We start from the raw sequence: 26,476 nt of genomic DNA on the forward strand, positions 1-26,476 counted from the left end.
TTAATATGTAAATTATACAAATGCTAATCTGATCATAGATATATCTTTTCTTGCAATAACTATATCTTCGTCATCAATGGTTATGGTTATACTCTCTTCATCATATGCTGTAAGAATACCTTCAAATTCTTTAAAACCATTAATTTTGACAAATGTCTTGACCTCCACCAGCTTACCAATGCTTCTGGCGAAATCCTTTTCCTTTTTTAAAGGTCTTGTAAGTCCCGGAGAACTTACCTCAAGTATATATGCATCATCAATGTAATCCTCTACATCAAGGATATCGCTCATGGCTCTGTTGACGATCTCACAGTCTCCTATTGTTATTCCGCCTTCCTTGTCAGCATAGATCCTCAGATAATAATCACTTCCCTCCTTGACGTACTCAACGTCAACAAGCTCCAGATTATTCTTCTCGATGATCGGTGTAACAAGCTCACAGGTCTTAGCTTCAATATCTGCCTTCTTCGTAGTAAAACCACCTTTCTTAACTATATAATATAATGAAAAGAGTGAACCGACGGTTCACTCTTTAATAGTATCTTATTCAACTGTCACGAAACATTATAGCACTTAAAAATATAATTGCAAGACAGTTTTTTCAGTTATTTCCTTATTTTACGGATATTTGCCCTTTTTTTGGGCATTTTCTGCTTTTATATCCCTTCTTATCTCTTTCTTCTCTTATCCTCTTTTATATAACGTTCAAGAATCTTATTTGCATGCTTATCATCAAGGACATATCTGTTCTCCACCGCACTCTTCACCATATCATCCAGTGCCATCTCTCTTAAGGTACGATCACTGATGTAGTAGTCTGCCTGTTCTTTCATGTACGCCATCTTTCTTGTGAGGGGGCCGAACTCCTGTGGGATAGCACGCTCCACCAGCTTTTTTACCTCCTTGGACACACTTGGACTGCAGCCTCCGGTGGTTATGCCCAGAACCAGCTCGTCCCTGTATATGACTCCCGGAAAGAGAAAGCTGCTCAATGCCGGATTATCCGCCACATTTACAGGTATGTTCCTATCAAGGCAGTACCTTCCTATCTTGTCATTTACCTCCGGTCTGTTAGTGGCTGCCACAACCATATAGGCATTATCAAGTACATCCAGTGTAAGGTTCATCTCATGAACACTTATTCCCCTGATGGCCTTAAGCTCATCACATACCCTTGGGGCAATGACCGCTATCCTGCATCCGAAGTTAATAAGGGAATATACCTTTTTAAGGGCAGTATTGCCGCCGCCAAGGACTATTATCTTCTCGTCTTCAATATTTACAAACATGGGAAAAAAAGGCATTATAAATTCCTCCTGCAGTTATTTTTCGTTTATATTAAGCGTCTGTACCGTTAAAATGTCAGTTTTTCATATAAGCCCTGCACATTCTTCGGTATCATATTCTTCATTATAACATATAATACATAGATAATACATATTGGTGAATATTATATGAATGAATCTTCAACATTAAGGATTGAGCTTTTAGACCAGACCCTCTACGTCCCGGTGTCAGATGCCATCATAAAGATATATGACGTATCAGGCACTGATAATCTTTTATTTGAAACCACCACCGATGAAAATGGTGTTGCCGAGGTATCTGATATTCCAACCCCGGACAAGAGCTTAAGTGAAGCTCCATCAGATAAACAGCCCTACTCTCTCTATAATCTGGAAGTCACCGCGGATGGATATGTAACCTTTATTATATCAGGAGTACAGATGTTTTCCAATGTGAAGGCTATCCAACAGGTTCCCATGATCCCCTCGGACGGAACCGATACTCCCGCCCCTGTGGTCATCGACGCCCATACTCTCTGGAAGCAGTATCCACCAAAGATTGCTGAAAATGAAGTAAAGGATATAAGTGAGACCGGAGAGATCGTATTGAGCCGTGTAGTCATTCCCGAGACCATTGTGGTCCATGATGGTGCACCTACAGACAATACTGCCCAAAATTATTATGTTCCCTATAAAACCTATATTAAGAATGTTGCTTCAAACGAGATCTACTCCACCTGGCCGGAGGCTGCCATAACTGCAAATATCCTTGCCATAATGTCATTTACCTTAAACAGGGTATATACTGAGTGGTACAGAAGCCGCGGCTATGATTTCACCATAACCAGCAACACCGCCTATGACCAGAAATGGATATACGGCAAGACCATCTATACCAATATATCAAATATTGTGGATTCTATATTTTCAAATTACCTCTCAAAGCCAAACGTAAAGCAACCCCTCTTCACCCAGTACTGCGACGGCAAGAGGGTGAACTGTCCTAACTGGATGTCCCAGTGGGGTTCAAGGGATCTGGCTGTCCGGGGCTTAAGTGCCATAGAAATCCTCAGATACTACTACGGCAATGAGATCTATATAAACAGCACAGAGCAGATATCGGGAATACCTTATTCCTATCCCGGTTCTCCCTTAAGCAACGGTTCAAGAGGTGAAAAGGTCACTGAGCTGCAACGTCAGCTTATAAGGATACGACAGAATTATCCGGCTCTGCCCGCTCTTACTGCCGACGGCATATATGGTCCTGCCACAGAGAATGCCGTAAGCTCCTTCCAGCGCATATTCGACCTTCCTGTAACAGGAATAACCGATTACGCCACCTGGTACAAAGTCTCACAGGTATATGTGGGCGTCACTAAGATTGCAGAGACCTTCTAGCATATTTCTTTCTGACATGCCTCATGGCACATATATAACAAATGGCGAGAGCTATTATTACAATTATCCAGCTTACAGTATATGTTAAGTACAGAGAAATCACTGTGTGGAATTGTGGCTGCCTGAAGAAGGTGAATATCCACAGAAGTCTTACGCCGCATATTCCCACAAGGGAAACTATGGTTGGAAGTATGGCGTATCCCATGCCTCTTAAGGATCCCACCAGCACATCCATCATTCCGCACAGTGCATAAGTTCTCGATATGACTCCCAGTCTGTCCATTCCGGCAGCTGCCACAGCACTACTGTCAGTGTATATGTACAATAATTTATCGCCAAGCAGATAAGCTGCATTTCCCATAATAATTCCTGTAACAGTAACACAGATCTCCGCTGTTATAAGTATCTTTCTTATCCTGTCAAACTTAGCAGCTCCCATATTCTGCCCTGTAAATGACACCGTTGCCTGATGGAAGGCATTCATGGACATATATACAAAGCCCTCTATATTGGCTGCGGCAGAGCTTCCTGCCAGCACTGTCTCTCCAAATGAATTGACTGAGGACTGGATTATTACATTTGAAATTGAGAATATAACCCCCTGAAAGCTGGCGGGAAGTCCCACCTTAAGTATCTTAGAGAATATATTCCAGTTTATACCTATAGCCTTTATCTTTAATCTTATGGATCCCTCAGACCTTACAAGACATATCACAATAAGTACCGCAGATATGGTCTGGGATATTATGGTGGCATATGCAACACCTGCCACTCCAAGATCAAAGCATATTACAAATAAAAGGTTCAGCAGTACATTTATGACACCGGCAGCCAGAAGAAAGTAAAGAGGTCTTTTGGTGTCCCCCACTGCTCTAAGTATTGCACTTCCAAAGTTATATATCATGGTACTGGTCATTCCCACGAAATAGATTCTCAGATATGTGGCGGCAAGGGGCAGCACCTTCTCCGGTGTGCTCATCCACTCAAGTATCTGCCTTGTAAATATACAGCCTATAGCTGTTATTATGATTCCGCTGACAATACTTAATGCCATAGCTGTGTGAACTGTCCTGCTTACATTTTCATCGTTCTTTGAGCCTATATTATGGGCACATACTACATTTGCACCTACAGACAGTCCCACAAAGAAATTAACCAGCAGATTTATAAGGGCTGTATTGGAGCCAACGGCAGCCAGCGCATTATCTCCGCACCAATTTCCCACTACAACTATATCGGCAGCATTAAACAGGAGCTGCAATATACTGGAGAACATAAGCGGCACGGTAAACCTTAACAGCTTGGAAAGGATGGGGCCGTTACACATATCAAGTTCATATTTCTTACTCATAATCTTATCCTTCTTACTATCCAACCAAATTAAACTCATCAAGCAGAAATAAAACATGCTTTGCAAGTTTTATCCGCTGATTAGTAGTCGCCAAATGCGACATGTTTGCATATGGCACTTTCCTTATTACATAAGAAAAAGGTCGGATAATATTATCCGACCTTTTAGCAGTTCGTAGGGGAATCGAACCCCTGTTTTCGCCGTGAGAGGGCGACGTCTTAACCGCTTGACCAACGAACCATGTCCTCGCGACTTGTTTAATTTACCACATGTCAAAACAAAATGCAAGCACTTTTTTTATTTTTTCGTAATTTTTTTATTTTATGTTTTTGGGAGCTGTTTTTTCCTGATCTTTCTGCTCTCCAAGAAACATACCTTCTGCTATATTTCGGTTACTTTTATATGTACAGGTGTACCCCGGCGCAGTAAAAAATTTTTTTCAACCGCACCAAAGCACACTTAACATACTTATATCAAGCCTTCAGCACAAAACCATCCCTGCAGGACCAGCCCATATCAAACTATATCGCATCTGATTCTGATACAATCTCAGATAAAATCAAATGTAAGCTGGTTGGTATCCGGCATATCTGCAAGGATTCCCAGCTCCGTCATCTTCTCCACGGCACTCTTTCCTATCTTCGCCTTACTCATAAGATCTTCCTTTGATATAAACTCTCCCTGTCTTGCAGCGTCTCTTATCTGCTTGGCAGCCTTGCCACCAAGACCTTCTATGGATGCCAGGGAAGCCATGATCTTACCGTCATCGGTTATGATAAATCTGTCATCCTCCGCCTTATATATATCAATAGGAGCAAATTCTATACCTCTTGCGTACATCTCAAGGACTATCTTTAAGTCTCTAAGTTTATCATCATCCTTGGCTGAACGCTTATTCTTGTCTATCTTTGATATCTCATTTATATGGAAGAGAACTCTTTCCTTACCAAAGCACATCATCTCGTAGGAGAAGGCTGACGCTCTGATACTGAAGAATGCAGTATAATATTCCTTAGGCTTATTTACCTTAAACCAGGCTATACGCCATGCCATCATAACGTAAGCAACCGCATGTGCCTTAGGGAACATATACTTTATCTTCTTACAGGACCATATATACCAGTCAGGCACGTTATGGGCAAGCATATCATCTATCCATTCCTGTTTAAGACCTTTACCCTTTCGAACACTCTCCATGATTGTGAATGCCTTTCCTTTGTCCAGTCCCATGCTTATAAGATATATCATGATATCATCTCGACAACATATGGCAGATGAAAGCACACATTTGCCCTCCTGGATCAGTACCTGGGCATTACCAAGCCATACATCAGTACCGTGCGAAAGACCTGATATACGCACCAGATCCGAGAAATTCTGCGGATTGGCGTCAATAAGCATCTGCATTGCGAATTCTGTACCAAACTCAGGTATACCAAGACTTCCTAACGGAATACCGTTTATATCCTCCGGAGTGATCCCCAGTGCCTCTGTTCCGTGGAACAGGCTCATTACAGCTGCATCATCAAGTTTGATCTTCTTGGCGTCAAGTCCCGTGAGATCCTCAAGACGTCTTATCATGGTAGGATCATCATGTCCGAGAATATCAAGCTTTAATAGATTGTGGTCTATAGAATGATATTCGAAATGGGATGTGATTATATCCGTAGTCATGTCATTTGCAGGCTTCTGTATAGGGGTAAATGTATATATCTCCTCATGTCTCGGAAGAACTATCATACCTCCCGGGTGCTGTCCCGTTGTTCTCTTGACCCCGGTACAGCCCTTTGCAAGTCTTTCTATCTCGCAGTTTCTCTTGGTGACAACCGCATGCTCTTCCACATACTTCTCTGTCTCCTTAGGGCTCATGCCGCTGCTCATGGCTTCCGCCCTTAACTTGTCCTTTATCTCATCCTTAAAGTAATTGTATACATATCCGTAGGCGGTCTTCTCCGCAACAGAACCTATGGTTCCCGCTCTGAACGCCTTCCCCTTTCCGAACAGCACCTCTGTATAATGATGGGCACAGGACTGATACTCACCGGAGAAATTAAGGTCAATATCCGGCTCCTTGTCTCCCTTGAAACCTAAGAAGGTCTCAAACGGTATGTCATGTCCCTCTTTCACAAGCGGAATATGACAATTAGGGCAATCCATATCCGGCATATCACAGCCTGAAAATCCCACATAGGATTTAACCAGATCCGAATCAAAATCAACGTAGTGGCACTTCGGACATATATAGTGGGCTGACAATGGATTAACCTCTGTGATACCTGACATTGTAGCTACAAATGATGATCCTACGGAACCTCTTGAGCCTACCAGATATCCGTGGTCATTGGAATCCCACACCAGCTTCTGGGCTATTATGTACATAACCGCAAATCCGTTTGATATGATGGAGTTAAGCTCTCTCTGGAGTCTCTCCTCTACCACCGGCGGAAGATCCGGACCATATATCTGATGAGCCTTCGTATAGCATATCTCCGTTAGGGTCTCATCGGACTTGTCGATTATAGGCGGTGCCTTATCAGGTCTTACCGGCTCTATCTTCTCTATCATATCGGCGATCATGTTAGTATTGGTTATAACAACCTCCTTCGCCTTATCGCTTCCCAGATATTCGAACTCAGCCAGCATTTCCTCAGTGGTCCTGAAATAAAGGGGTGGCTGCTGTCTTGCATCATCAAAGCCCTTGCTTGACATGATTATGGCTCTGTATATGCTGTCCTCAGGATTGAGGAAATGTACATCACAGGTTGCCACCACCGGCTTGCCGTATATCTCACCAAGCTTGACGATCTTTCTGTTATGGTCCTTAAGATCCTCCCAGGTACATGGATTTTCCTTCTTTCTGGTAAGGAACTCATTATTTCCCAATGGCTGTATCTCAAGGTAATCGAAGAACTTCACTATCCTGGCAATCTCCTCATCACTGGCATCATTTAATATTGCCTGATACAGTTCTCCGTCTACACAGGCAGAACCCAGGATAAGTCCCTCACGATATTTATTGATCATACTCATAGGGATTCTTGGTCTTCTTGCAAAATAATTGATATGGGACTCTGATACGAGTCTGTACAGGTTTATCCTTCCAATCTCATTCTTGGCAAGTATGATACCGTGGTAAGTTCTTCCCTTCTTTATGGTATCCGGCGAAACCGCCGCAATCTCATTTAACTGATCAAGGGTCTGTACATCATGCTCCTTAACCATATCCATCAACTTAAAGAATATAAGTGATGTTGCCTCTGCATCATCTATGGCTCTGTGATGGTGATTGTTCTTGACATTGAAATGCTTACACAATCTGTCCAGAGTGTATTTTCCAAGCTCCGGTATAAGTATATGGCTCAGGGTCATGGTATCCATTATGGTGTTGGTGAAGCTTAATCCCATATCCTTGGCATTCTTTTTTATAAAGCCCGTATCAAATGAAGCATTGTGGGCTACCACTATATCGTCTCCGCAGAACTCAATAAATTTCGGCAGTATAACATTCACAGTAGGAGCGTCCATTACCATACTGTCATTTATGGATGTAAGCTGCTCTATATTGTATGGAATAGGTACCTCAGGATTGATAAACTCGGAAAATCTGTCTATTACCTCTCCATCCTTCACCTTAACGGCACCTATCTCTATGATCTTATTATGCTTTACACTTAAGCCTGTGGTCTCAATATCAAATATTACAAATTCCGAATCTATTGGCTGGTTCCTTGAATCTGTAATGAGATCCTTAAGGTCATCAACAAAATATCCCTCAAGACCGTATATGATCTTGAAGTCATCCCTTAAGCCCCCGGTGTGATTGGCTACAGGGAACGCCTGTACAACACCATGGTCAGTTATGGCTACAGCCCTGTGTCCCCAGTCATTTGCCAGCTTGACAACCTTCTGTATATCCACAACACTGTCCATCTCGCTCATAACCGTGTGCAGATGAAGCTCCACACGCTTCTCAATAGAGGTATCCTTTCTCACCTCCCTGAAATCAGGAATATGCTTTATTCCCTTAACAGAGGATATACTTACCTCCTTGGCATACATATCGTATAAAGGTACTCCCTTAACTCTATAGAAGCTTCCTACCTTAAGTTCATCCGAGTATATCGGTGCGTCATCTGCCGATGAGAATATCTTAAAGCCTATGGTATCGTTAAAGTCAGTTATATACCCTGCAAATATGATCTTGCCGTTTCTCAGCTCCTTGGTTTCAAGATTTATAAGCTGGCCATGGATACAGATCTCACCCATGCCCTCTATAATAGAGGCTATGCCCACCAGCTCACCCTCACATTCACGTCCGTAGAAGCAGTCCGGATCCATGGATCTGTTCTTCTTCCTTGCCTGGACAGGCTCCGGCTTCTTAGGCTGCTCCTCAGTCTTCTTTGCCCTGAAGGTTGTGTCTTCACCGTCCCCTGCTTTATCCTTACTTACAACCTTGCCGTCGATCTTCACCTCCGGTGTCTCGCCTATGTTGTTAAGGATTGCCTCTACCTCAAGCTGCATTTTCTGCTCATTTGCCCTTCTTAAGGCTTCCTTGTCAACCTCTGTGTAATCAAAGCCTACCTTTATCTCCATATTGAACCTGTCAAGAAATGTATCAACCAGATAATTTTTTAGATTTTCCGCCTGTATCTTGGCAAGTCTGGAATCCTCCACCGCCAATGTAAGGACATTCTCATCCGCATACAGCTCAGACTTTTCTATCATTCTGGATATTATGTGACTGGTCTTTCTGATCTCGTATACCAGACTTGGCTTATAAAGCTCTATAAGGGCAGCCAGAGTATACTGCTTCGACAGTGTATAGTGATCCCTTATGATAACCTCGTATTTCCTGGTGCCGAATATATATTTCTTCAGATTTTCCGCAGCCAGATCGATCTTCTGCCTGCTTATAAGGTGTGACGAGTTAAGGTCAATAACAAGCTTCTTGTCAGCAGTAATATTCGTAATTTTTAATATATATGTATCTCTGAACAGCTCATTTAGTTCCTCCGACATGGAAAACTCCGGAAAAACCACAAAGAAAGCCTGTTTATTATCCAATATCATTCACCACGCATTTCATCAAGCTCTTCCTTCAACACCTGAAGGATATCTTTTTCGTCTACTTTCTTAACGATCGCGCCCTTCTTTATAAGAACGGCACAGCCCTTACCTCCGGCAATACCCAGGTCTGCCTCTCTCGCTTCTCCGGGGCCGTTTACTATGCAGCCCATAACCGCAACCTTTATGTCAAGATCGTCATAATCCTGTATAAGCTTCTCGACCTTATCTGCAAGGGTTATAAGGTCTATCTCCGTACGTCCACAGGTAGGACAGGACACCAGCTCAACGCCGCCCTTTTTTAGTCCCAGGGTCTTAAGTATGGTCTTGGCGGTAAATATTTCATTTACGGGATCTCCTGTGAGGGAAACCCTTATGGTATCTCCTATTCCTTCATTAAGGATTATACCAAGACCTACTGATGACTTGATATTGCCAAGAGTAACTGTTCCCGCCTCTGTAATGCCCACATGAAGAGGGTATACTGTTTTATCTGCTATAAGCTCGTGAGCCTTGACACACATCATTACATCAGATGACTTTATGCTGATGACGATATTGTCATATCCGCAGTCCTCTATCATATGAACCTTGTCAAGGGCACTTTCAACTATTGCCTCAGCGGTAACACCACCGTACTTCTCAAGAAGATCCTTCTCAAGGGAACCGGAATTGACCCCTACACGGATAGGCACATTATACTGCTTCGCCACTTCCACCACCTTGGTAAGCTTCTCCCTTCCTCCTATGTTTCCGGGATTTATCCTTATCTTATCTGCACCGTTCATTATAGCCATGATGGCAAGTCTGTAATCAAAATGTATATCTGCCACAAAAGGAATGTGGATCCTTTTCTTTATCTCTGGGATAGCCCTGGCGGCAGCCTCGTCATTTACAGTACATCTGATTATGTCACAGCCTGCCTTCTCAAGCTCAAGTATCTGAGCCACAGTGGCTTCTACGTCACCGGTCTTTGTATTCGTCATGGACTGGATCAATATGGGATTTCCTCCGCCTATTACCCTGTCACCGATCTTTATTACCTTTGTATTATCTCTGTACATACTATCTTCCTCTTATATCCATACTGTGATCGATCATAACAACTATGTTTTTCACCGCAAACAAATAAAAAATAACAACTATGGTTCATCACTGCGATCAACCGAAAAATACGTTCTTGATATCGTTAAATAATATAACCACCATCAAAAGCATAACAAGCACGAATCCTATCATCGTAACAAGGTTTTCCTTGTCCTTAGGGACCTTCTTTCTTGTTACTGCCTCTATGAGCAGAAAGAGGAATCTTCCTCCGTCAAGCCCCGGAATAGGCAGAAGATTCATGACACCAAGGTTCGCCGAAAGAAGTACTATATAATTCATCCAGTTAAGGATAAGGTCAATGGTACTGCTCTTTGCCGCCTCATTAAAGGTCTGGTTCATGCTGGAAGCCACGCCTATAGGTCCTGATATCTCATCTGAGCTTACCTGTCTTGTAAATATAAGCTTAAGGCTTAAGAAGGTTGCCTTAACCCAGTATCTTGTTTCATAAAGGGAATATCTGCAGAGCTCTCCAAAGCTTTCGGGAAGTACTCTGCCGATACTCATTATTCCTATCTTATAGGATCCTCCTACCTCTGCCGGGTAAACCGTTGTATCGTAGACTGTTCCGTCTTCCCTTTCAAGGGTAAGCTCTATGGGGTCACTGGAATTATATATCTCAAGATATATCTGAAGCTCCCTGAAATTCTTTATGGTGCTTCCGTTGATCTTAAGTACTGTATCCCCTGCCTGTATACCTGCGTCTGCCGCCGGATATGTGCCATTAAAGGGATCTGTACCATCCTGGGTATATTCCTGTATGTTGCTGCTGTCGTATACTCCACCGATCTCTGCCGGATCGCTTCCGCAGAAATGGATTATCACCATTGAGAATAAAAACGCAATGACAAAGTTCATAAAAGGACCTGCCAGTATGGTTGCCATCCTTGCCCATACAGATTTCTTGTCGAAGGAATTCTCATCCCTTTCATTTTCCTCTTCATCCTCGCTGAGCATCATACAGTATCCGCCTAATGGAATAAGCCTTAAGGTATACTGTGTCTCCTTCTTCTTAAAAGAAAAAAGCTTAGGTCCGAATCCCATGGAGAACTCTCTTACGGTTATATGATTGAGCTTCGCCACAGCAAAATGTCCCATTTCATGGAAGAATATGATAACGCCGAAGACAAGTATTATCAAAATAATATTCAACTACCTGCACCTGCTTTCTATAAAATTATAAACCCACTGTTCCATATCAAATATATCACCTAATTGTGGATTTTCCATGTTCACACAGTTATCCATGGATTCTCTTATAAGTGTATATATATCAAGAAACTGTATCTTCTCCTGTAAGAACAGGGCTACTGCTTTTTCATTTGCAGCGTTTAATACTGTAGGCATAAGTCCTCCGGTCTTTATGGCCTCGTAAGCATATTTCAGTCCAAGAAATGTATCCATGTCCGGCTTCTCAAGCTTTATCTCTGACAGTTTACTAAAGTCCAACCTGTCTCCCCTAAGATATCTTCTCTCAGGATAAAACAGCGCATACTGTATAGGAAGACGCATATCCGCAGTTCCAAGCTGTGCTATAACTGCTCCGTCCCTGTACTCCACCATTGAGTGTATTATGCTCTGGGGCTGCACTACCACATTGATATCATCAGGGTTCACGTCAAACAGCCATCTTGCTTCTATAACCTCAAGGCCTTTGTTCACCATGGAAGCAGAGTCAATGGTTATCTTCTTTCCCATGGACCAGTTCGGGTGCTTTAATGCATCGCCAACTGTAACATGCTTAAGCTCCTCTCTGGTTCTTCCTCTGAAGGGACCTCCCGATGCTGTAAGATGTATCTTTGCAATATCTCCGTGGGTATTTCCCTGAAGAGCCTGGAATATGGCTGAGTGTTCACTGTCAACGGGAAGTATGGACACATGCTTCTCCTTTGCCAGGGACATGATGATATGTCCCGCCGTAACCAATGTCTCCTTATTTGCCAGGGCTATATCCTTACCTGCGTTTATGGCGGCAACAGTAGGCTTTATACCTATCATTCCGACTATTGCAGTAACCAGTATGTCTGAGCTTTCTATACATGCCACCTCTATCAGTCCGTCCATTCCATAGGTTATCCTGACGTCAACGTCCTTGAGTCTTAGCTTAAGCTCCTCTGCCAGCTCATATGTACCTATGCATATAAGCTCCGGCTTGAATTCTCTTGTCTGCTTCTCTAATAAATCTATGTTACTTCCTGCTGATAAAGCACAAATATTTATATCTCTGTTATCTCTTGCTATCTCAAGAGTCTGGGTTCCTATGGAACCTGTGGATCCGATTATTGCTACATTCCTCATAACTCTATCCTTTCATTGAACACCTACTAAAGAAAGCAGTGTTGTGACAAACACTGCTTTACATTGGAGCCCGGTTTCACCATACTCATGATATTTATTTTACGAACATAAATATAAGCAGGTAATAGACGATAGGTGCAGTAAATATTATACTGTCAAACCTGTCCATCACACCACCATGTCCCGGTATAAGCTTTCCGTAATCCTTAATATCGTTATTTCTCTTGATAGCTGACGCTGCCAGATCACCTACAACAGCAGGCAATGCACCGATACCACCTATAACAGCGAATATCACAGGTGCCATGGCAAGAGTATCAACATATCTGTTAAATAAAAATCCGAATAATGCACCAAGAAGCGCAGCTCCCACTATACCGCCTATAAGCCCCTCAACGCTCTTCTTAGGACTGAGCTTAGGGGACATCTTATGCTTTCCTATGGCTCTTCCCACCAGATATGCACAGGTGTCATTGCCCCAAGAGCTTACAAATATAAGTATGACAAGTATTCCCCCATGTTCAAGTCCTCTTATCCTGTATACAAACGAAAGCATCATGGCAACATAGAAGAAAGGAAGGAAGCCCTCCAGTATCTCCTTGTCTGTATACTTTGGATATGTGAGAACAAACAGCGCCATGATGATAAGTACATAAAGCACTATCAAAGGCAATGTGAACCTGTCATCCATAAAGTACAATAAAGCATAATATCCGATAGTAAATATATAATTTATCCATCCTATAACTCTCTTATTCAGCTTATATACACGTAGCAGCTCCATGACACCCACCAGTGACACAAAGCACATAAGTATATTGGTTGCCAACGGTCCCAGATAAAATGCAAGGGCTACTATGACCACCAAAATAAATCCGCTGATAGTTCTTGTTATAAACATATTAGAAACCTCTTTTTCTTCATCTCTTACTTGACGCCACCATATCTCCTGTCACGTCCTGTGTAATATCTGACCGCCTTAACCAGCTCATTCATATCAAAGTCCGGCCACATACAGTCAGTAAAATAAAATTCGGAATATGCAATCTGCCATGGAAGAAAATTCGAGGTTCTGAGCTCTCCGCTGGTTCTGATAAGCAGATCGGGATCTGTTATCTCCCTGGTGTCGAGATACCGTGACATAAGGTCTTCGGTTATATCAGCCTCTGTGATGATACCATCCTTGTAATCCTTTGCAATATTCTTTGCCGCTCTTACCAGTTCATCCCTGCCGCCGTAATTGATAGCCACCGTAAACTGTAATCCGGTGTTGCCTGCCGTTGCTTTCTCCAGATCTTCTATCTTCTTTACTATATCCTCAGGAAGCCCTTCTCTCTTTCCTATGATTCTGACGCGCATGTTGTTCCTGTTGGAACGCTCTATACTGTCCACCAGGTACTTTCTGAAGATATTCATTATGGTAGAAACCTCTTCCACGGAGCGCTTCCAGTTTTCTGTGGAAAAAGCATACACTGTAAGATACTTTATGCCTATCTCATCACAGTTCTCACAGGCTGCCTCAATAGCCTTTGCTCCGACTGAGTGTCCATATGTCCTTGGCATAAGACGTTTCTTCGCCCATCTGCCGTTTCCATCCATTATTACCGCTACATGCTCAGGTATATTGAGCACTTCACCATTTATAGTTTTTTCCATAATTCCCTTTACTATACAGTCATGATTTCATTTGACTTTGCTTCCACTGCCTTGTCAATAAGACCTACATACTTGTCTGTAAGCTTCTGGATCTTATCTTCATTATCCTTCTGCTCATCCTCTGAGATCTCATTTGCCTTAAGCTGTTTCTTGAATCCGTCATTTGCGTCACGTCTGATATTTCTGATGGCGACCTTAGCCTGCTCACCCTTCTTCTTGATGTCCTTAACAAGTTCCTTTCTTCTGTCCTCTGTAAGCTCAGGGAAGTTAAGAATAATATTCTTACCATCGTTGTTTGGAGTGATTCCAAGATCAGAATTAAGTATGGCTTTCTCGATAGCCTTAACAAGTGATGGCTCCCATGGTGCGATCATAAGTGTTCTTGCCTCAGGAACTGTTATATTCGCAAGCTGCTGCATAGGTGTAGGCACACCGTAATACTCAACCTTGATCTTATTAAGAATGTTAGGATTGGCACGTCCTGCTCTTATTGATGTGTATTCACTCTCAAGATTCTCCAGGGTCTTTGTCATTTTGTCTTCAAACTGTGTAAGCATTTATTCTTCCTCCAAATATATTTATTATTGATATTATACGTTCACATAGGTTCCTGTAAATCCGCCGGTTACAGCCTTTACGATACTGTCCTCCCCATTCAGTCCGAAGAGCATCATAGGCATTTTGTTCTCCATGGCAAGTACCGCAGACGCCAGATCAACAACTCCAAGCTTCTTGTCTACGATATCGCTCATCTGCATTGAGTCATACTTTATGGCATTAGGATTAACCTTAGGATCACTGTCATATACACCGTCTATAGCCTTGGCTGACAGGATAACATCCACGCCTACCTCAACAGCCATGAGGACAGTAGCCATATCTGTTGAGAAGTAAGGATGTCCGATACCTCCTGCGAAGAATACAACTTCTCCGGCGTCCATATACTCTATAGCCTTATCCTTGTTAAACAACTCTGTCATGTTGCCGCATATAAACGGTGTCATTATGTGAGTCTTTATTCCCTGGTTCCTAAAGCTGTCTGCTGCATATATACAGTTCATGACTGTTGCTAACATTCCTATAGAATCAGCCTTTACTCTGTCCATATTCTCTGAGGTCCTTCCTCTCCAGAAGTTACCCCCACCGATAACTACACACACCTTTATACCCTTGTCCAATACCTGCTTAACCTGTCTGGACACATCGGCAACGGTCTTCTCATCAAAGCCATGCTTCTTGTCGCCGGCAAGGGCCTCTCCACTGAGCTTTAATAAAACCTTATCCATCTTCATTACTTCATCCTCTTTCTTCCTGGGGACACATCCCTTCGGATTTATCTTACATATTTTTTATTTCTTATAACCATATTCTGACTCATTATAGCATAATTGTATACTGTTGAAAATAAGTAAATAAATAAAAATACCGCACTGACGGAACAATTCCTGCTTCTGTCAGTGCGGTTTATATTCATCGTGATATCTATGCCATGGTACATATCTGCCAATAGAACCTATTCCATAATATCTGTCGGCTGATATGTTTTGTGCCGTGCTATTTATTGGCAATGGAATCCGGGTCATCCTCGATACGGAAGGTATCAATATCCAGAGTATTGGTGAAACCTGTCATATTGACAATTTCCTGACTTGTGTTCTTAACTGTGTCAGACGCCTCATAGGTATCATTTCCATACAGGAACTTGTGAAGCATTTTAACATTCGTCTCAAGGTCACACGGAATAAGTATGCTTCCGAGAGTGTCATGATTCATGGTGTTCCATGTGAATGGGAAACCTGTCGTAACATCAAGCTCATAGCCCTCTGTTATAAAGTTCTTGGCAAGACTCATTATCTCATCCTTTGAAAGGCTTGTGCTGACATAATCAACAACTGAATCTATGGTGGCAAGGAGTGTGTCAAGATCTGACTGCTTTGCCTTTTCGATCATCTTCGAGATAACGGTTCTCTGTCTCCAGGTTCTTGTGATATCACCCTGGTCTGTGGCTCTTACTCTTGCCCAGGCAGTAGCCTGTACACCATCCATATGAATGAGACCTGTCTGGTCTATAAGAGAAGAGTTCATGGATGGATCATAGTACATCTGCTCTCTTATACTGTCATTGAGCTTCTTAAGCTCACTTTCCTTAACCTCTATATCAAGTCCGCCCATGGCGTCTATTGCCTTCTCAAGGGCTGTGAAATTGACTGTTACAAAATCCTGAATGTTCAGATCCAGGTTCGTATTAAGCATATTTATGGACTGCTGCACACCACCATAGGCATATGCATGGGCTGCCTTCTGGAAGCCGTGGGTATCATCTCCCATATCAAGGATTGTGTCTCTGTATACTGACACAAGCTTAACCTTCTTGGTATCATTGTTTATAACACAGATTATCATGCAGTCTGATCTTGACGAGCTCTTGTCAAGATCAAGGTCTCTGGTATCCAGTCCGTACAGCACAAAGGTCTGGGTTCCCGTCATCTTCTGTACTGTCTCTTCCTTCATATCCTCATTAGTCTTTGTCTCGTTAAGATCCACCTTCTTAATTCTGTCCAGCCTTGAATCAGCCCACTCATACGCAAATGCTCCCACAAGTACAAGCACAAGTACCAACTCAAGCACAAGAGCAATGACCCACGGAAGGTTTTTGTGCTTCTTCTGCTTCGGTTCTTCCACGACTATACCTGTCTTTCCTGAGTAATCCTCATTATATGAACGTCTGCTTCTTGCGTCCATATTCTGCTTAGGCTTTCCTGATGGGGCAGTGCGTCTTGCCGGCTGACTGCCGCTTCTTGAAGCTCCCTGTTTTCCTGAACCGCCATTACTTCTGTTCCGGCTGTTTCTGTTCTGCGGACTGCCGTTTCTACTCTGGCTGTTTCTATTCTGAGAACCGCCGTTCTTACTCTGTCCACCAGTCCTGCCGGAAGAATTTCTGTTTCTGTCTCTATTGGAAGCGGAGCCTGTGCTCCCCTGTCTTCTTTCTCTATTGTTGTCGCTTGCCATATTTTTTCTCCTAAAAGTATATGTCTGTGATTAACAAACTGTATTCTACATCATAAGAATTGTAAATTCAATTAAATTATTAGTTTTTTTCATAAAACCAGATGTCAAAGTATGAATTTGTCAATTACATCAGCGATACCGTCTTCTTCATTTGACCTGGTTATATAATCTGCATGATCCTTTACCACCTGCTGGGCGTTGGCCATGGCAACTCCCACGCCGGCATATTCTATCATTGTTAGATCATTATAACCGTCACCGCAGGCTATGAGATCCTTTCTGTCCATCTTAAGTATACCTAAAAGCTTCTCAAGAGAGGTTGCCTTGTGTACATCCTTAGGCATTATCTCAACGAAAAACGGTTCGGATCTGAATATCGTCACCCTGTCACCGAACTTCTCATTAAGCTCCTTTTCTATAACCGCAGCAGTCTCATCCTGAGCACCTATAAGGCATTTATTCACAGGAAAATCAACATATTTTTTAAAGTTGTCTACCTTTTTTAACGGCATAAAATTAAGTCTCGCCTCAAATTCTGTATATTCATTTATCCCTGTGCCCGTTATTACCGTGTCATTCTCATATGTCACATAGCTGGCGTCCTTGTCCTTTATATAGTCATAGATATCCATGATCACATTATGGGGTACCTGTGCCTGATATACTACCTCACCGGTCTTGTAATTGACTATCCTTCCCCCATTAAAGGCAAGAACATACCCACCATACTTCTCAAGTTCCAGGGTATCCGCTATCTTCCTTATCCCCGGAAGAGGACGCCCCGAAGCTATGGCAACAATATGTCCCAGCCCCTGTATCTCCTTTATCTTCTTAAGAGTAAGAGGTGTCACTTCCTTATTACTGTTAGTAAGTGTTCCGTCAATATCAAGTGCAAGTATTTTTCTCTCCATCATATTTTACCTTTCTCTTTTCTTGTTTTCTCTTTCTTATGTTGTTTTAGGATTCGGCACTGATTATTTTGCCAACTATTATCTCTGGCTTATCTTTACCTGTTCCAACAGTCTCAGCTGCTTGGAGTCCGGCTTCTTTGTAAATCTGCTCACCACAAGAATAACTATCATGTTAACTGCAAATGCAAACACACCTTCATTTATATCTGACACATAGGGAATAGTAAGTCCTGTAACAACCGGTATATATGAAATCAGCCCATAAGTCAGCGCCCCGGCAAAAAATCCCGAATATATGCCTGTTTTGGTGGACTTGTCATACAATATGCCACATATAAGCGGTGCTGCAAATACGCCTCCGCACACATCCCAGTCCCTGACTATTATGCTTATGGCGTCAAGATCCGAATAGAGATACATCAAAAGCACGATACTTACCACTATGGATATGATAAGTATGTCCACATACACCCGGTGTACGTGAATCCTTCCTATCCTTACGCTTGGGATTATGCCACGAAGCAGCTCCGCTATCATTAAAAGCAGTGAGCCCGCAAAGAATATAAGTGCCAGAAGATATACTCCTATGCTTATATCCTTTATCAGCACACCATATTTATAATCTGCCGACAGGGCATTTATGGCTTTATTAAACACCTCATAGGAATTTTTTATACTCTTTGCCTTTACCGGGTAAAAAGTAACTATTGAAAGCAGTGCAAAAAAGCTCACCGTAATAACCGATATTCCTGATATAAGCATGCCAAGTACCCTGCTCTTGTCCACTTCCTTACTGTCCCGGCACCTTAATATGCCACCAAAGAAAAACGGAAATCCTATGCTTCCAAGTGCGGCGGACACCATGGAGATTATATCTGTTACCTGAATCGCCTTTCCGTCATGATACATAATGTCAAGATATGTCCTGGTGCCTCCCGGAAGATTACACTTCCTATATATATCCAATATACCTGTAGGTGAAAAATGAACGAATATAAGCACTATAAGTGCTATAACTATCCCAAGTATTGTGATGTATGTTACCGCCTTACCTATAAGGAAGAACTTACCGTCCGCAACACTTATTATGGCAACAAGAGCCACCAGTATGATGAATATATATATGATACTGTCCTTGTTGGTGTGTCCCCCTATGATCTTCGCCACATAGGTCAGCACAAGATACAGGATGAACATAAGTATTATCATCCAGGAGATCGCAAGTATATAGTTGAGTCCCCTGGCTCCGTATCTGACACTCATGAAATCCGAAGCATTATATATTTCTTTCTTGGATAATTCCTGATAAGCCTTTATCCTTCTGGCAAGGAACAGCCAGTTAAATACATTTCCCACAAACAGTCCCACCGCCACGAAGCACTGTCCCGCTCCGTAAGTTATTATGCTTATGGGAAGAACTATAAAGGACCACAGTATCATATCATTTGCGGAAAGCCCTGCCGCCGTTACCACTCCCCCTATATGTCTGCTGCGTCTGTTCAATATTCCATTATGCTTGATATCATACATACTCCGACACCTCAACACTGAAATTTATTTTCTGTAATTTAACCATAGATTCGTACATAATATATCACAAATTTGTACCACATTCCATAAAATATATTTTTATTACTTATTGATAGATTAACAATTATTAATGTGATATAATCTAGTAGTTATTTGACCAATTTTTTACATTTTTTTAGGAGGATTTTACACTTGGATATCTTTTCTATTTTAACACTGCTGGGTGGTGTAGGTCTCTTCCTGTACGGAATGAACCTTATGGGAGCCTCACTTAAGAACCTTGCAGGAGGCAGTCTCCAGAAAGTACTTGAGAAATTAACAACAGGAAAAAACAAAGCGACCGGTGCAATAAAGGGCTTTGGTCTGGGAACCGGAGTGACAGCCATCATACAGAGCTCCGCAGCAACAACCATAATGCTCATAGGCTTCGTAAATGCCGGGATCATGAAACTTGGTCAGGCTATACCCGTCGTGTTCGGAGCAAATATAGGTAGTACCGCAACTGCACAGATCTTACGACTTGGTGATCTTGGTGAGAACAACGTATTTATAAAGTTATTTAAGCCCTCATCATTTGCACCGATGCTCATATGTATAGGAGCATTTATAATACTCTTCTCCAAAAAGAAAAGAAACAAAGACATTGCCGGTATCCTGGTAGGTCTTGGTGTACTGTTCTTCGGTATGACCACCATGGAGGGTGTATTCGCGCCACTTAAAGAATCAGAAAAATTCCAGGAGCTGTTCACATCCTTTAACAACCCATTACTTGGTATATTGATCGGTCTTGTGCTCACTGCCATAATCCAGAGCTCATCAGCTTCTGTCGGCATACTCCAGGCAATATCTTCAACCGGAGTGGTAACCTATGGAACAGCTATTCCTATCATCATAGGTCAGAATATCGGAAAATGTATGACCATTATCCTTGGAAGTATCGGTGCCAACAAAAAGGCAAAGCGTGTATCACTGTCTTACCTTTTATTCAACCTCTTCGGTGCCGTATTCTTTACTATAGTGATATATGGTCTCCAGCTATTTATCAAAATGCCGTTTATGGATAATGTCATAAATCGTGGCGGAATTGCGAATGTGCATTTTCTATTTAACTTCCTTACAAGCTTGATGCTTCTTCCGTTAACCAGTAAGATGGCTGACATTACAGGAAAGCTCATTGGTGATGATGAGGAATCAAAAATCGACAAGGAGCTCAGAAGTCTTGATCCTATGCTTCTTACCACTCCTAACGTTGCTATAACCCAGTGTAAGAATGTTATGCACTCCATGATGGACGCTGTATCAGAGAACTTCCATATAGGTTGTGATCTCATTAAGAAGTACGATCAGAAGCAGGCTGATATTCTCCTGGAAAATGAGGAATTTATAGATAGATGTGAAAGTGCCTTAAACGAATATCTGTTGAAGGTCACCTCCAAGAACCTGACAAAGCATGACAGACGGCAGGCATCAGAGCTGTTAAACAGTGTAAGTGACCTTGAACGTATCGGTGATTACTGCGAGAACCTTATGGTGACAGCCAAGAGTATCGAAGAACAGAAGATAACCTTCTCTGAGGATGGATCTGAAGAGCTCTTCACAATCCTTGCCGCAACCGAGAACATCATCACCACTACATTCAACGCCTTCAAGGATGATGATCTTACTGCCATAGCAAGAATTGAGCCTCTCGCCCAGACCATAAGCGAGGTTAAGGAGATCATCAAGGAGCACCATGTAATCCGTCTCCAGACCGGAGAGTGCGGAATAGCCGGTGGCTTCGCCCTCGTGGATATCCTTACAGGTCTTGACCGTATCGGAAGCCACTGTTCGAATATCGGTCTTCACATTGCCAAGAAGATCAGCTCGGAAAATATCGATGAAATGCATGGTCATATATACACTGTAGGTTACAAGACCTCAGAGGAATACAAGGCTCTGTACTGCTACTATGTATCACTGTACTCTTCTCCTATCACATCGAGATATGAGAACAAATTCAGCAATGATACTATTGAGAGAAAGGCTGTTGCAGAGGATATCCCAGACCACAAGTCTTCATCTGACAGCAAAGAAGGTTCTGAACATAAAGATTCTTCCGATCGCAAAAAGACATCTGACCGTAAAGATACTCCGGTGCGTAAGCTTGCCTCAGAGGTGAAGAACAAAAAGAAATCAGACAAGCAGAAGTCAAAGAATAAGAAGAAATGATGATATATTTAATCTCCCCATGATCAATAGAGGAAGATCAAAAAAATATAATATTTTGAATATAACAAAGAAGCCGGAACACGAATCGTGCTCCGGCTTCTTTAACAATGTCTATAATGTCTTTAATATCAGTCGTGGCTCTCCATAACAAGAAGGTATCCACTCTCAAGGTCTATAATACCATTTTCTTTAACAATACTGTTACTTACTCCAAGGCTGTCCCCGGGCTTGAAAACAATACTCTCCCCGTAATATTCAAAGCCCTTAAGGCTTCTTACTACTGCTTCACCGCCATAAGGAATCAGGGATATGAAAGGATACTCATTGTCCTTTGCCACCTTATAGACTGCATCCCCGGATATCATCCTTATCCTGCAGTGTCCGTCTATTATAAAGGCTTCTGTACCCCTGTCAGCACATTGCTTTAAAAGTCCCATATTGGCCATGGTATGATCCATCCTGGTGCCTGTGGCTCCAACTAGATATATGGGGGCATATCCCTTTTCAAGGGCATAGGCAAGAGCCTTATGTGTATCTGTGAAATCCTTATGTGTATCAAGATCCACAAACTCTGTACGTCCTCTGTAGCTCTTTACCATTGTGTCATCTGCAGAATCAAAATCTCCCACCACTATATCCGGCATTATACCACAGGTATCACAGGCACACAGACCTCTGTCTGCAGCAATAACCTCATCAGGACATTTCTCCTTATACAGCCTCTCAAGTATTACATGATCAACCGTACCGCCTGTAACTATAAGTACACTGCTCAATTATCCTTCAACCTCACAGTCCTTAAATACTTCAAGAAAATCCTCCACATTCTTTGTGATATCTCCCTTGAATATAGCAGATCCCGCAACAATGACATTGGCACCGGCAGCAAGAACCTCCTTTAAGTTCTCAAGCTTCACACCGCCGTCAACCTCTATATCCACATTAAGTTCTCTGTCATCAATAAGCTTCTTAACCTCTCTTATCTTGTCAAGGGATGACGGAATAAATGACTGGCCGCCAAAGCCCGGATTAACACTCATAACCAGCACCATATCAATGTCCTGAAGTATATAATCAAGCACAGAAACAGGTGTTGCCGGATTAAGAGCCACACCGGCTTTCATGCCAAGAGCCTTGATCTGCATTATGGTACTGTGAAGATGGCGGCAGCTCTCTGCATGAACAGTAACTATATCTGCTCCGGCATCCTTGAAGTCATTGAGATATCTTGCCGGCTCTTCTATCATCAAATGCACATCAAATACTCTGTCTGTTGTATTTCTTATACCCTTTATGACAGGTGCTCCAAAGGATATGTTAGGAACAAATGCTCCATCCATAACATCAAGATGGACATACTGTGCTCCTGCCTTATCTATCATTTCTATTCCGTCTGCTATGTGTCCGAAATCAACTGACAACAGTGAAGGTGATAAAATCATCATACTACCATTTCCTCTTTTCTTTTAATTCATTGTACAGTGCAACATAATTATCGTATCTTATCCTGCTTACCCTGCCGTCCTCAACGGCTTCCTTAACCCTGCAGTCCGGCTCGCTTATATGATTGCACATATTGAACCTGCAGGCTCCTGTATACTCTGCTATATCCGGGAAATACTCCTTAAGCTCCCCTTCTTCTATACCTTCAATGTACAGAGAGCTGAATCCCGGCGTATCCATGATATAGGTTTCATCCTCAATGTGTATAAGCTCAGAATGTCTGGTGGTGTGCTTTCCCCTCTGTATCTTCTCGCTTAATTCTCCGGTCTTCACCTCTGCCTCCGGCTTGATGGTATTAAGGGTTGAGGACTTGCCTACTCCGGAAGGACCGGCGAATACCGTGGTCTTATTCTTAATAAGGCTGTGGAGTTCATCAAGACCGTCACCATTCTTAGCACTTATATACATGATTTTGTATCCCGACTTCTCATAGGATTGACATTTATCTCTATAGATCTCAAACTCATTAAGATCAGTCTTATTAAAGCATATTACGGTCTCAACTCCCGCCATCTCCATGTTCACCAGAAACCTGTCCAGAAGATTAAAGTTAGGCTCAGGATAAGCTCCCGAAAAAATTATTATGGTCTGATCCACATTGGCAACTGCCGGTCTTATTAAAGAATTAAATCTAGGCAATATCTCAATAATATTGCCTAGATTTTTTGTTCTGTCAAGGATCTCTATATTTACATTATCGCCTACAAGAGGCTTAATCTTTTTGTTCCGGAATATTCCCTTAGCCTTACATTCATACTCTGTTCCGTCTTCACAGAATACATAGTAGAAGCCGCCTATTCCTTTTATTATCTTTCCCTGCATAGCCATCCTATTCTTCACTGAAGGACGCAACGAGTCCGCTTGTGTTAAACATTGCTGTTACGTCATTATTACTTGAATCAACAATAGTTACGCCAAATGTACCTGAATTGCTTGTAAGTCCTGTGATAGGTGCTGCACTGTCGATGCTAAGTGGGAATGAACTGTCTGTTGCAGCTCCTGAATACAGTGTGTGGGTATTACCATCAACAGTGTATGTTATTGTCACACTTACTGTTCCGAGTGTATCAAAGTCATATACATTGTTGGATATACTTCCTGAGAATGTAACCTTGTATGTGCTTGACTCCTTACCTTTACTTACAACGTAAGTGATGGTTGTGCCCTCTGCGATCTCTGAACCTGCCGGAGTACCCTGGCTTATAACCTGTCCTGCCGGAACAGTATCACTGAACTCATATGATGGGCTTCCGTATAACTTGGCACTTGAGAGAAGTGATGTTGCTTCTGTCTCAGACTTTCCTACAAGTTTAGGAACTGTTGTAAGAGTCTCCTCAGCACCATTGCTTATAACAATCTTTATGGTGGATCCGCTGGCAGCCTTTGTACCGGCTTCAGGATCTGTGGATATAACCTGATCCTTCTCTACCTTGTCATCAAACTCATATGCCTTTGTCACCTTAAAGCCTGCCTTAGTAAGAGTTTTCTCTGCTTCATCCTTATCCATACCAACTACGTAAGGAACCTTTACATCCTCCGGTCCCTTTGAAATATAAAGGATTATCTCTTCGTCCTTAGGTATCTTCTCACCCTTATTAACACTCTGTCTGAGTACATAACCCACCTTATCAGGATCGTCATCTGATACTTCTTCAAACTTTATGTTAGTGAAACCAATCTTCTTAAGAGTTTCCTCTGCCGCATTCTTATAGAGACCTACAACATCATCCATAACAAGAAGCTCATCTTCACTTGTTGCCTCCGATGTTATAAGCACATCATTCTTATCCTTATCCTTGCTGCTGGAAAACAGGTTCCAGCCTGCAATCTCTCCTATAAGGACAACTATAAGTATTATGACTATAAGTGCCGCAGCAACCGCAGCAATAACTATAACCTTCTTAAGCCCCGGATCCACCTCATCATCAGGGATGCCGGTTCTGGCTGTACCTCTTGAGGATGCCCCGACGTTTCTGGCTGATGTGACACCTGCCCGGCTGTCATCATCATCGTATCCGTCATCATAATCATCGTAATCATCATCAAAAAGCTCATCAAACTTTGACGGTGCCACCTCCGGTACAGTTGCCTGAGGTCTTGATGAACGTGCAGATCTTCCATTTGTCCCATATGTATCACCGGTATCGTTTACTGCATTGTCACCATAATCGTCATCATAATCATAGCCATACTGATCATCTGCAGGTGCCGCCTGACCGTCAACTGCATCCTCTTCACCCATTACCCTGCCATTCTTTATAGCCTCAAGCTCTTCCTTGGTCATCTGGACAGTTGGCGAGCTTGGTACAACAGGTGGTACTACGACGCAATCTATATTAGGATTCTCCTGAACTCTCTTAAGGTCTGCAATAAATGCACTTGCTGTAAGATATCTCCTCTCAGGCTTCTTCTGTGTGGCCTTTGCTATTATCTTCTCCAGGCTTGTAGGGATATCCTCATAATAGCTTCTTGGTGAAGGTATCTCTCCCTGGATATGCTGTAATGCTATTGATACATTATTGTCTCCCTCAAACGGCACATGACCTGTAAGCATTTCAAAAAGGGTTATACCGAGGGAATAAATATCACTTCTCTCATCACTGTAACCGCCTCTTGCCTGCTCAGGTGATATATAATGTACGCTTCCCATAGCATTGGATGTCATGGTATTGCTTGAGGCTGCCCTCGCTATTCCAAAGTCTGTAACCTTTATGGCTCCGTTCTTGGCGACTATTATATTCTGTGGTTTTATATCTCTGTGTATTGTGTGATGTTCATGAGCAGCCTGGAGTCCCTGGGCGATCTCTATAGCAAACTTTATAGCCTCGTCCGGCATAAGTCTTCCCTTTTTCTCTATGTATTCCTTAAGGGTTATTCCTTCAACCAGCTCCATAACAATATAATAAATACCGTTATCCTCACCTACATCATATACATTCACAATATTAGGATGTGAAAGCCCTGCTGCCGACTGGGCTTCAATCCTGAACTTTGTTACAAAATTAACATCCTGGCTGAATTCAGGCTTAAGTACCTTTATGGCAACATATCTGTTAAGCACATGGCACTTTGCCTTATACACCTCTGACATACCGCCAGAACCTACCAGTTCAATTATTTCATATCGATTGCTGAGTATCATTCCTGCATTTAACATG

General features: G+C 42.4%; 20 protein-coding genes and 1 tRNA gene. 2 read left to right on the plus strand and 19 right to left on the minus strand.

Features of this window, described 5'->3' with window-relative positions; all coding sequences use genetic code 11:
* Window positions 1-12: 12 nt before the first annotated feature.
* Complete coding sequence (rimP, locus tag DXB54_RS06545; protein WP_118694629.1) at window positions 13-495, minus strand: ribosome maturation factor RimP; 483 nt, start codon at window positions 493-495, stop codon at window positions 13-15.
* Window positions 496-668: 173 nt separating this feature from the next.
* The gene (locus tag DXB54_RS06550) at window positions 669-1,304 is read right to left on the minus strand and encodes a precorrin-2 dehydrogenase/sirohydrochlorin ferrochelatase family protein (RefSeq protein ID WP_118694630.1); all 636 of its coding nucleotides are present in this window, start codon (window positions 1,302-1,304) and stop codon (window positions 669-671) included.
* 150 nt (window positions 1,305-1,454) lie between these two features.
* On the opposite strand from DXB54_RS06550, the gene DXB54_RS06555 reads away from it, so the two are divergent.
* Window positions 1,455-2,684 carry a peptidoglycan-binding domain-containing protein gene (locus tag DXB54_RS06555; protein WP_118694631.1) on the plus strand — a complete coding sequence of 410 codons (1,230 nt, stop codon included), beginning with the start codon at window positions 1,455-1,457 and terminating at the stop codon, window positions 2,682-2,684.
* Here the strand turns inward: DXB54_RS06555 and DXB54_RS06560 are convergent.
* The 13 genes from DXB54_RS06560 to DXB54_RS06620 all read right to left on the minus strand — a co-directional run bounded on the left by DXB54_RS06560 (window position 2,662) and on the right by DXB54_RS06620 (window position 19,607).
* Entirely contained in the window at window positions 2,662-4,035 is a 1,374-nt protein-coding gene (locus DXB54_RS06560) for an MATE family efflux transporter (RefSeq protein WP_118694632.1), read from the minus strand. The genes DXB54_RS06555 and DXB54_RS06560 overlap by 23 nt on opposite strands.
* 168 nt (window positions 4,036-4,203) lie before the next feature.
* Window positions 4,204-4,275 (minus strand) — tRNA-Glu (locus DXB54_RS06565).
* A 309-nt stretch (window positions 4,276-4,584) separates the two neighbouring features.
* Window positions 4,585-9,105 carry a PolC-type DNA polymerase III gene (locus tag DXB54_RS06570; RefSeq protein ID WP_118694633.1) on the minus strand — a complete coding sequence of 1,507 codons (4,521 nt, stop codon included), beginning with the start codon at window positions 9,103-9,105 and terminating at the stop codon, window positions 4,585-4,587.
* On the minus strand, window positions 9,102-10,163 hold the full coding sequence (gene ispG, locus DXB54_RS06575) for a flavodoxin-dependent (E)-4-hydroxy-3-methylbut-2-enyl-diphosphate synthase (RefSeq protein ID WP_118694634.1): 1,062 nt from the start codon (window positions 10,161-10,163) through the stop codon (window positions 9,102-9,104). Before ispG ends, DXB54_RS06570 begins: the two co-directional genes overlap by 4 nt.
* 97 nt (window positions 10,164-10,260) lie before the next feature.
* Window positions 10,261-11,355 (minus strand): M50 family metallopeptidase, encoded by a 1,095-nt coding sequence (locus tag DXB54_RS06580; RefSeq protein WP_021939041.1) that lies wholly within the window; start codon window positions 11,353-11,355, stop codon window positions 10,261-10,263.
* Window positions 11,356-12,501, minus strand: coding sequence for a 1-deoxy-D-xylulose-5-phosphate reductoisomerase (locus DXB54_RS06585; RefSeq protein WP_118694635.1), 1,146 nt, complete (start codon window positions 12,499-12,501; stop codon window positions 11,356-11,358). It abuts the gene before it with no gap.
* A gap of 94 nt (window positions 12,502-12,595) precedes the next feature.
* On the minus strand, window positions 12,596-13,402 hold the full coding sequence (locus DXB54_RS06590; RefSeq protein WP_021939039.1) for a phosphatidate cytidylyltransferase: 807 nt from the start codon (window positions 13,400-13,402) through the stop codon (window positions 12,596-12,598).
* Between the two features lie 26 nt (window positions 13,403-13,428).
* On the minus strand, window positions 13,429-14,157 hold the full coding sequence (locus DXB54_RS06595; protein WP_021939038.1) for an isoprenyl transferase: 729 nt from the start codon (window positions 14,155-14,157) through the stop codon (window positions 13,429-13,431).
* A gap of 11 nt (window positions 14,158-14,168) precedes the next feature.
* Complete coding sequence (gene frr / locus DXB54_RS06600; protein WP_021939037.1) at window positions 14,169-14,714, minus strand: ribosome recycling factor; 546 nt, start codon at window positions 14,712-14,714, stop codon at window positions 14,169-14,171.
* Between the two features lie 33 nt (window positions 14,715-14,747).
* On the minus strand, window positions 14,748-15,443 hold the full coding sequence (pyrH, locus tag DXB54_RS06605; protein WP_334295014.1) for a UMP kinase: 696 nt from the start codon (window positions 15,441-15,443) through the stop codon (window positions 14,748-14,750).
* A 268-nt stretch (window positions 15,444-15,711) separates the two neighbouring features.
* Window positions 15,712-17,166, minus strand: coding sequence for an LCP family protein (locus tag DXB54_RS06610; RefSeq protein ID WP_118694637.1), 1,455 nt, complete (start codon window positions 17,164-17,166; stop codon window positions 15,712-15,714).
* A 104-nt stretch (window positions 17,167-17,270) separates the two neighbouring features.
* On the minus strand, window positions 17,271-18,080 hold the full coding sequence (locus DXB54_RS06615) for a Cof-type HAD-IIB family hydrolase (protein ID WP_021939034.1): 810 nt from the start codon (window positions 18,078-18,080) through the stop codon (window positions 17,271-17,273).
* 75 nt (window positions 18,081-18,155) lie between these two features.
* Window positions 18,156-19,607 carry a sodium:solute symporter family transporter gene (locus tag DXB54_RS06620; protein ID WP_118694638.1) on the minus strand — a complete coding sequence of 484 codons (1,452 nt, stop codon included), beginning with the start codon at window positions 19,605-19,607 and terminating at the stop codon, window positions 18,156-18,158.
* Window positions 19,608-19,799: 192 nt separating this feature from the next.
* Between DXB54_RS06620 and DXB54_RS06625 the strand changes: the two genes are divergently transcribed.
* Window positions 19,800-21,815 (plus strand): Na/Pi cotransporter family protein, encoded by a 2,016-nt coding sequence (locus tag DXB54_RS06625; protein ID WP_243104769.1) that lies wholly within the window; start codon window positions 19,800-19,802, stop codon window positions 21,813-21,815.
* A gap of 128 nt (window positions 21,816-21,943) precedes the next feature.
* Here the strand turns inward: DXB54_RS06625 and DXB54_RS06630 are convergent, their stop codons facing one another.
* The 4 genes from DXB54_RS06630 to pknB are packed head-to-tail and all read right to left on the minus strand — an operon-like array spanning window position 21,944 to window position 26,475.
* On the minus strand, window positions 21,944-22,591 hold the full coding sequence (locus tag DXB54_RS06630; protein ID WP_118694639.1) for a thiamine diphosphokinase: 648 nt from the start codon (window positions 22,589-22,591) through the stop codon (window positions 21,944-21,946).
* Window positions 22,592-23,260 (minus strand): ribulose-phosphate 3-epimerase, encoded by a 669-nt coding sequence (rpe, locus tag DXB54_RS06635; protein WP_021939030.1) that lies wholly within the window; start codon window positions 23,258-23,260, stop codon window positions 22,592-22,594. It abuts the gene before it with no gap.
* A 1-nt stretch (window position 23,261) separates the two neighbouring features.
* Window positions 23,262-24,140, minus strand: a complete 879-nt coding sequence (gene rsgA, locus DXB54_RS06640; protein ID WP_118694640.1) for a ribosome small subunit-dependent GTPase A — start codon at window positions 24,138-24,140, stop codon at window positions 23,262-23,264.
* Between the two features lie 7 nt (window positions 24,141-24,147).
* The gene (gene pknB, locus DXB54_RS06645) at window positions 24,148-26,475 is read right to left on the minus strand and encodes a Stk1 family PASTA domain-containing Ser/Thr kinase (RefSeq protein ID WP_118694641.1); all 2,328 of its coding nucleotides are present in this window, start codon (window positions 26,473-26,475) and stop codon (window positions 24,148-24,150) included.
* Window position 26,476: the final 1 nt, after the last annotated feature.

Origin of the sequence: Coprococcus sp. OM04-5BH (genome assembly GCF_003482105.1) — a bacterium.
Classification (GTDB): Bacteria; Bacillota; Clostridia; order Lachnospirales; family Lachnospiraceae; genus Coprococcus.

Coding starts and splice junctions, on each gene's coding strand:
- DXB54_RS06570 (WP_118694633.1), bottom strand. CDS start 9,105: ATGATATTGGATAATAAACAGGCTTTCTTTGTGGTTTTTCCGGAGTTT.
- pyrH (WP_334295014.1), bottom strand. CDS start 15,443: ATGGATAAGGTTTTATTAAAGCTCAGTGGAGAGGCCCTTGCCGGCGAC.
- rpe (WP_021939030.1), bottom strand. CDS start 23,260: ATGATGATTTTATCACCTTCACTGTTGTCAGTTGATTTCGGACACATA.
- DXB54_RS06610 (WP_118694637.1), bottom strand. CDS start 17,166: ATGGCAAGCGACAACAATAGAGAAAGAAGACAGGGGAGCACAGGCTCC.
- DXB54_RS06590 (WP_021939039.1), bottom strand. CDS start 13,402: ATGTTTATAACAAGAACTATCAGCGGATTTATTTTGGTGGTCATAGTA.
- ispG (WP_118694634.1), bottom strand. CDS start 10,163: ATGTACAGAGATAATACAAAGGTAATAAAGATCGGTGACAGGGTAATA.
- pknB (WP_118694641.1), bottom strand. CDS start 26,475: ATGTTAAATGCAGGAATGATACTCAGCAATCGATATGAAATAATTGAA.
- DXB54_RS06620 (WP_118694638.1), bottom strand. CDS start 19,607: ATGTATGATATCAAGCATAATGGAATATTGAACAGACGCAGCAGACAT.
- DXB54_RS06550 (WP_118694630.1), bottom strand. CDS start 1,304: ATGCCTTTTTTTCCCATGTTTGTAAATATTGAAGACGAGAAGATAATA.
- DXB54_RS06615 (WP_021939034.1), bottom strand. CDS start 18,080: ATGATGGAGAGAAAAATACTTGCACTTGATATTGACGGAACACTTACT.
- rsgA (WP_118694640.1), bottom strand. CDS start 24,140: ATGCAGGGAAAGATAATAAAAGGAATAGGCGGCTTCTACTATGTATTC.
- DXB54_RS06585 (WP_118694635.1), bottom strand. CDS start 12,501: ATGAGGAATGTAGCAATAATCGGATCCACAGGTTCCATAGGAACCCAG.
- DXB54_RS06560 (WP_118694632.1), bottom strand. CDS start 4,035: ATGAGTAAGAAATATGAACTTGATATGTGTAACGGCCCCATCCTTTCC.
- DXB54_RS06555 (WP_118694631.1), top strand. CDS start 1,455: ATGAATGAATCTTCAACATTAAGGATTGAGCTTTTAGACCAGACCCTC.
- frr (WP_021939037.1), bottom strand. CDS start 14,714: ATGCTTACACAGTTTGAAGACAAAATGACAAAGACCCTGGAGAATCTT.
- DXB54_RS06595 (WP_021939038.1), bottom strand. CDS start 14,157: ATGGAAAAAACTATAAATGGTGAAGTGCTCAATATACCTGAGCATGTA.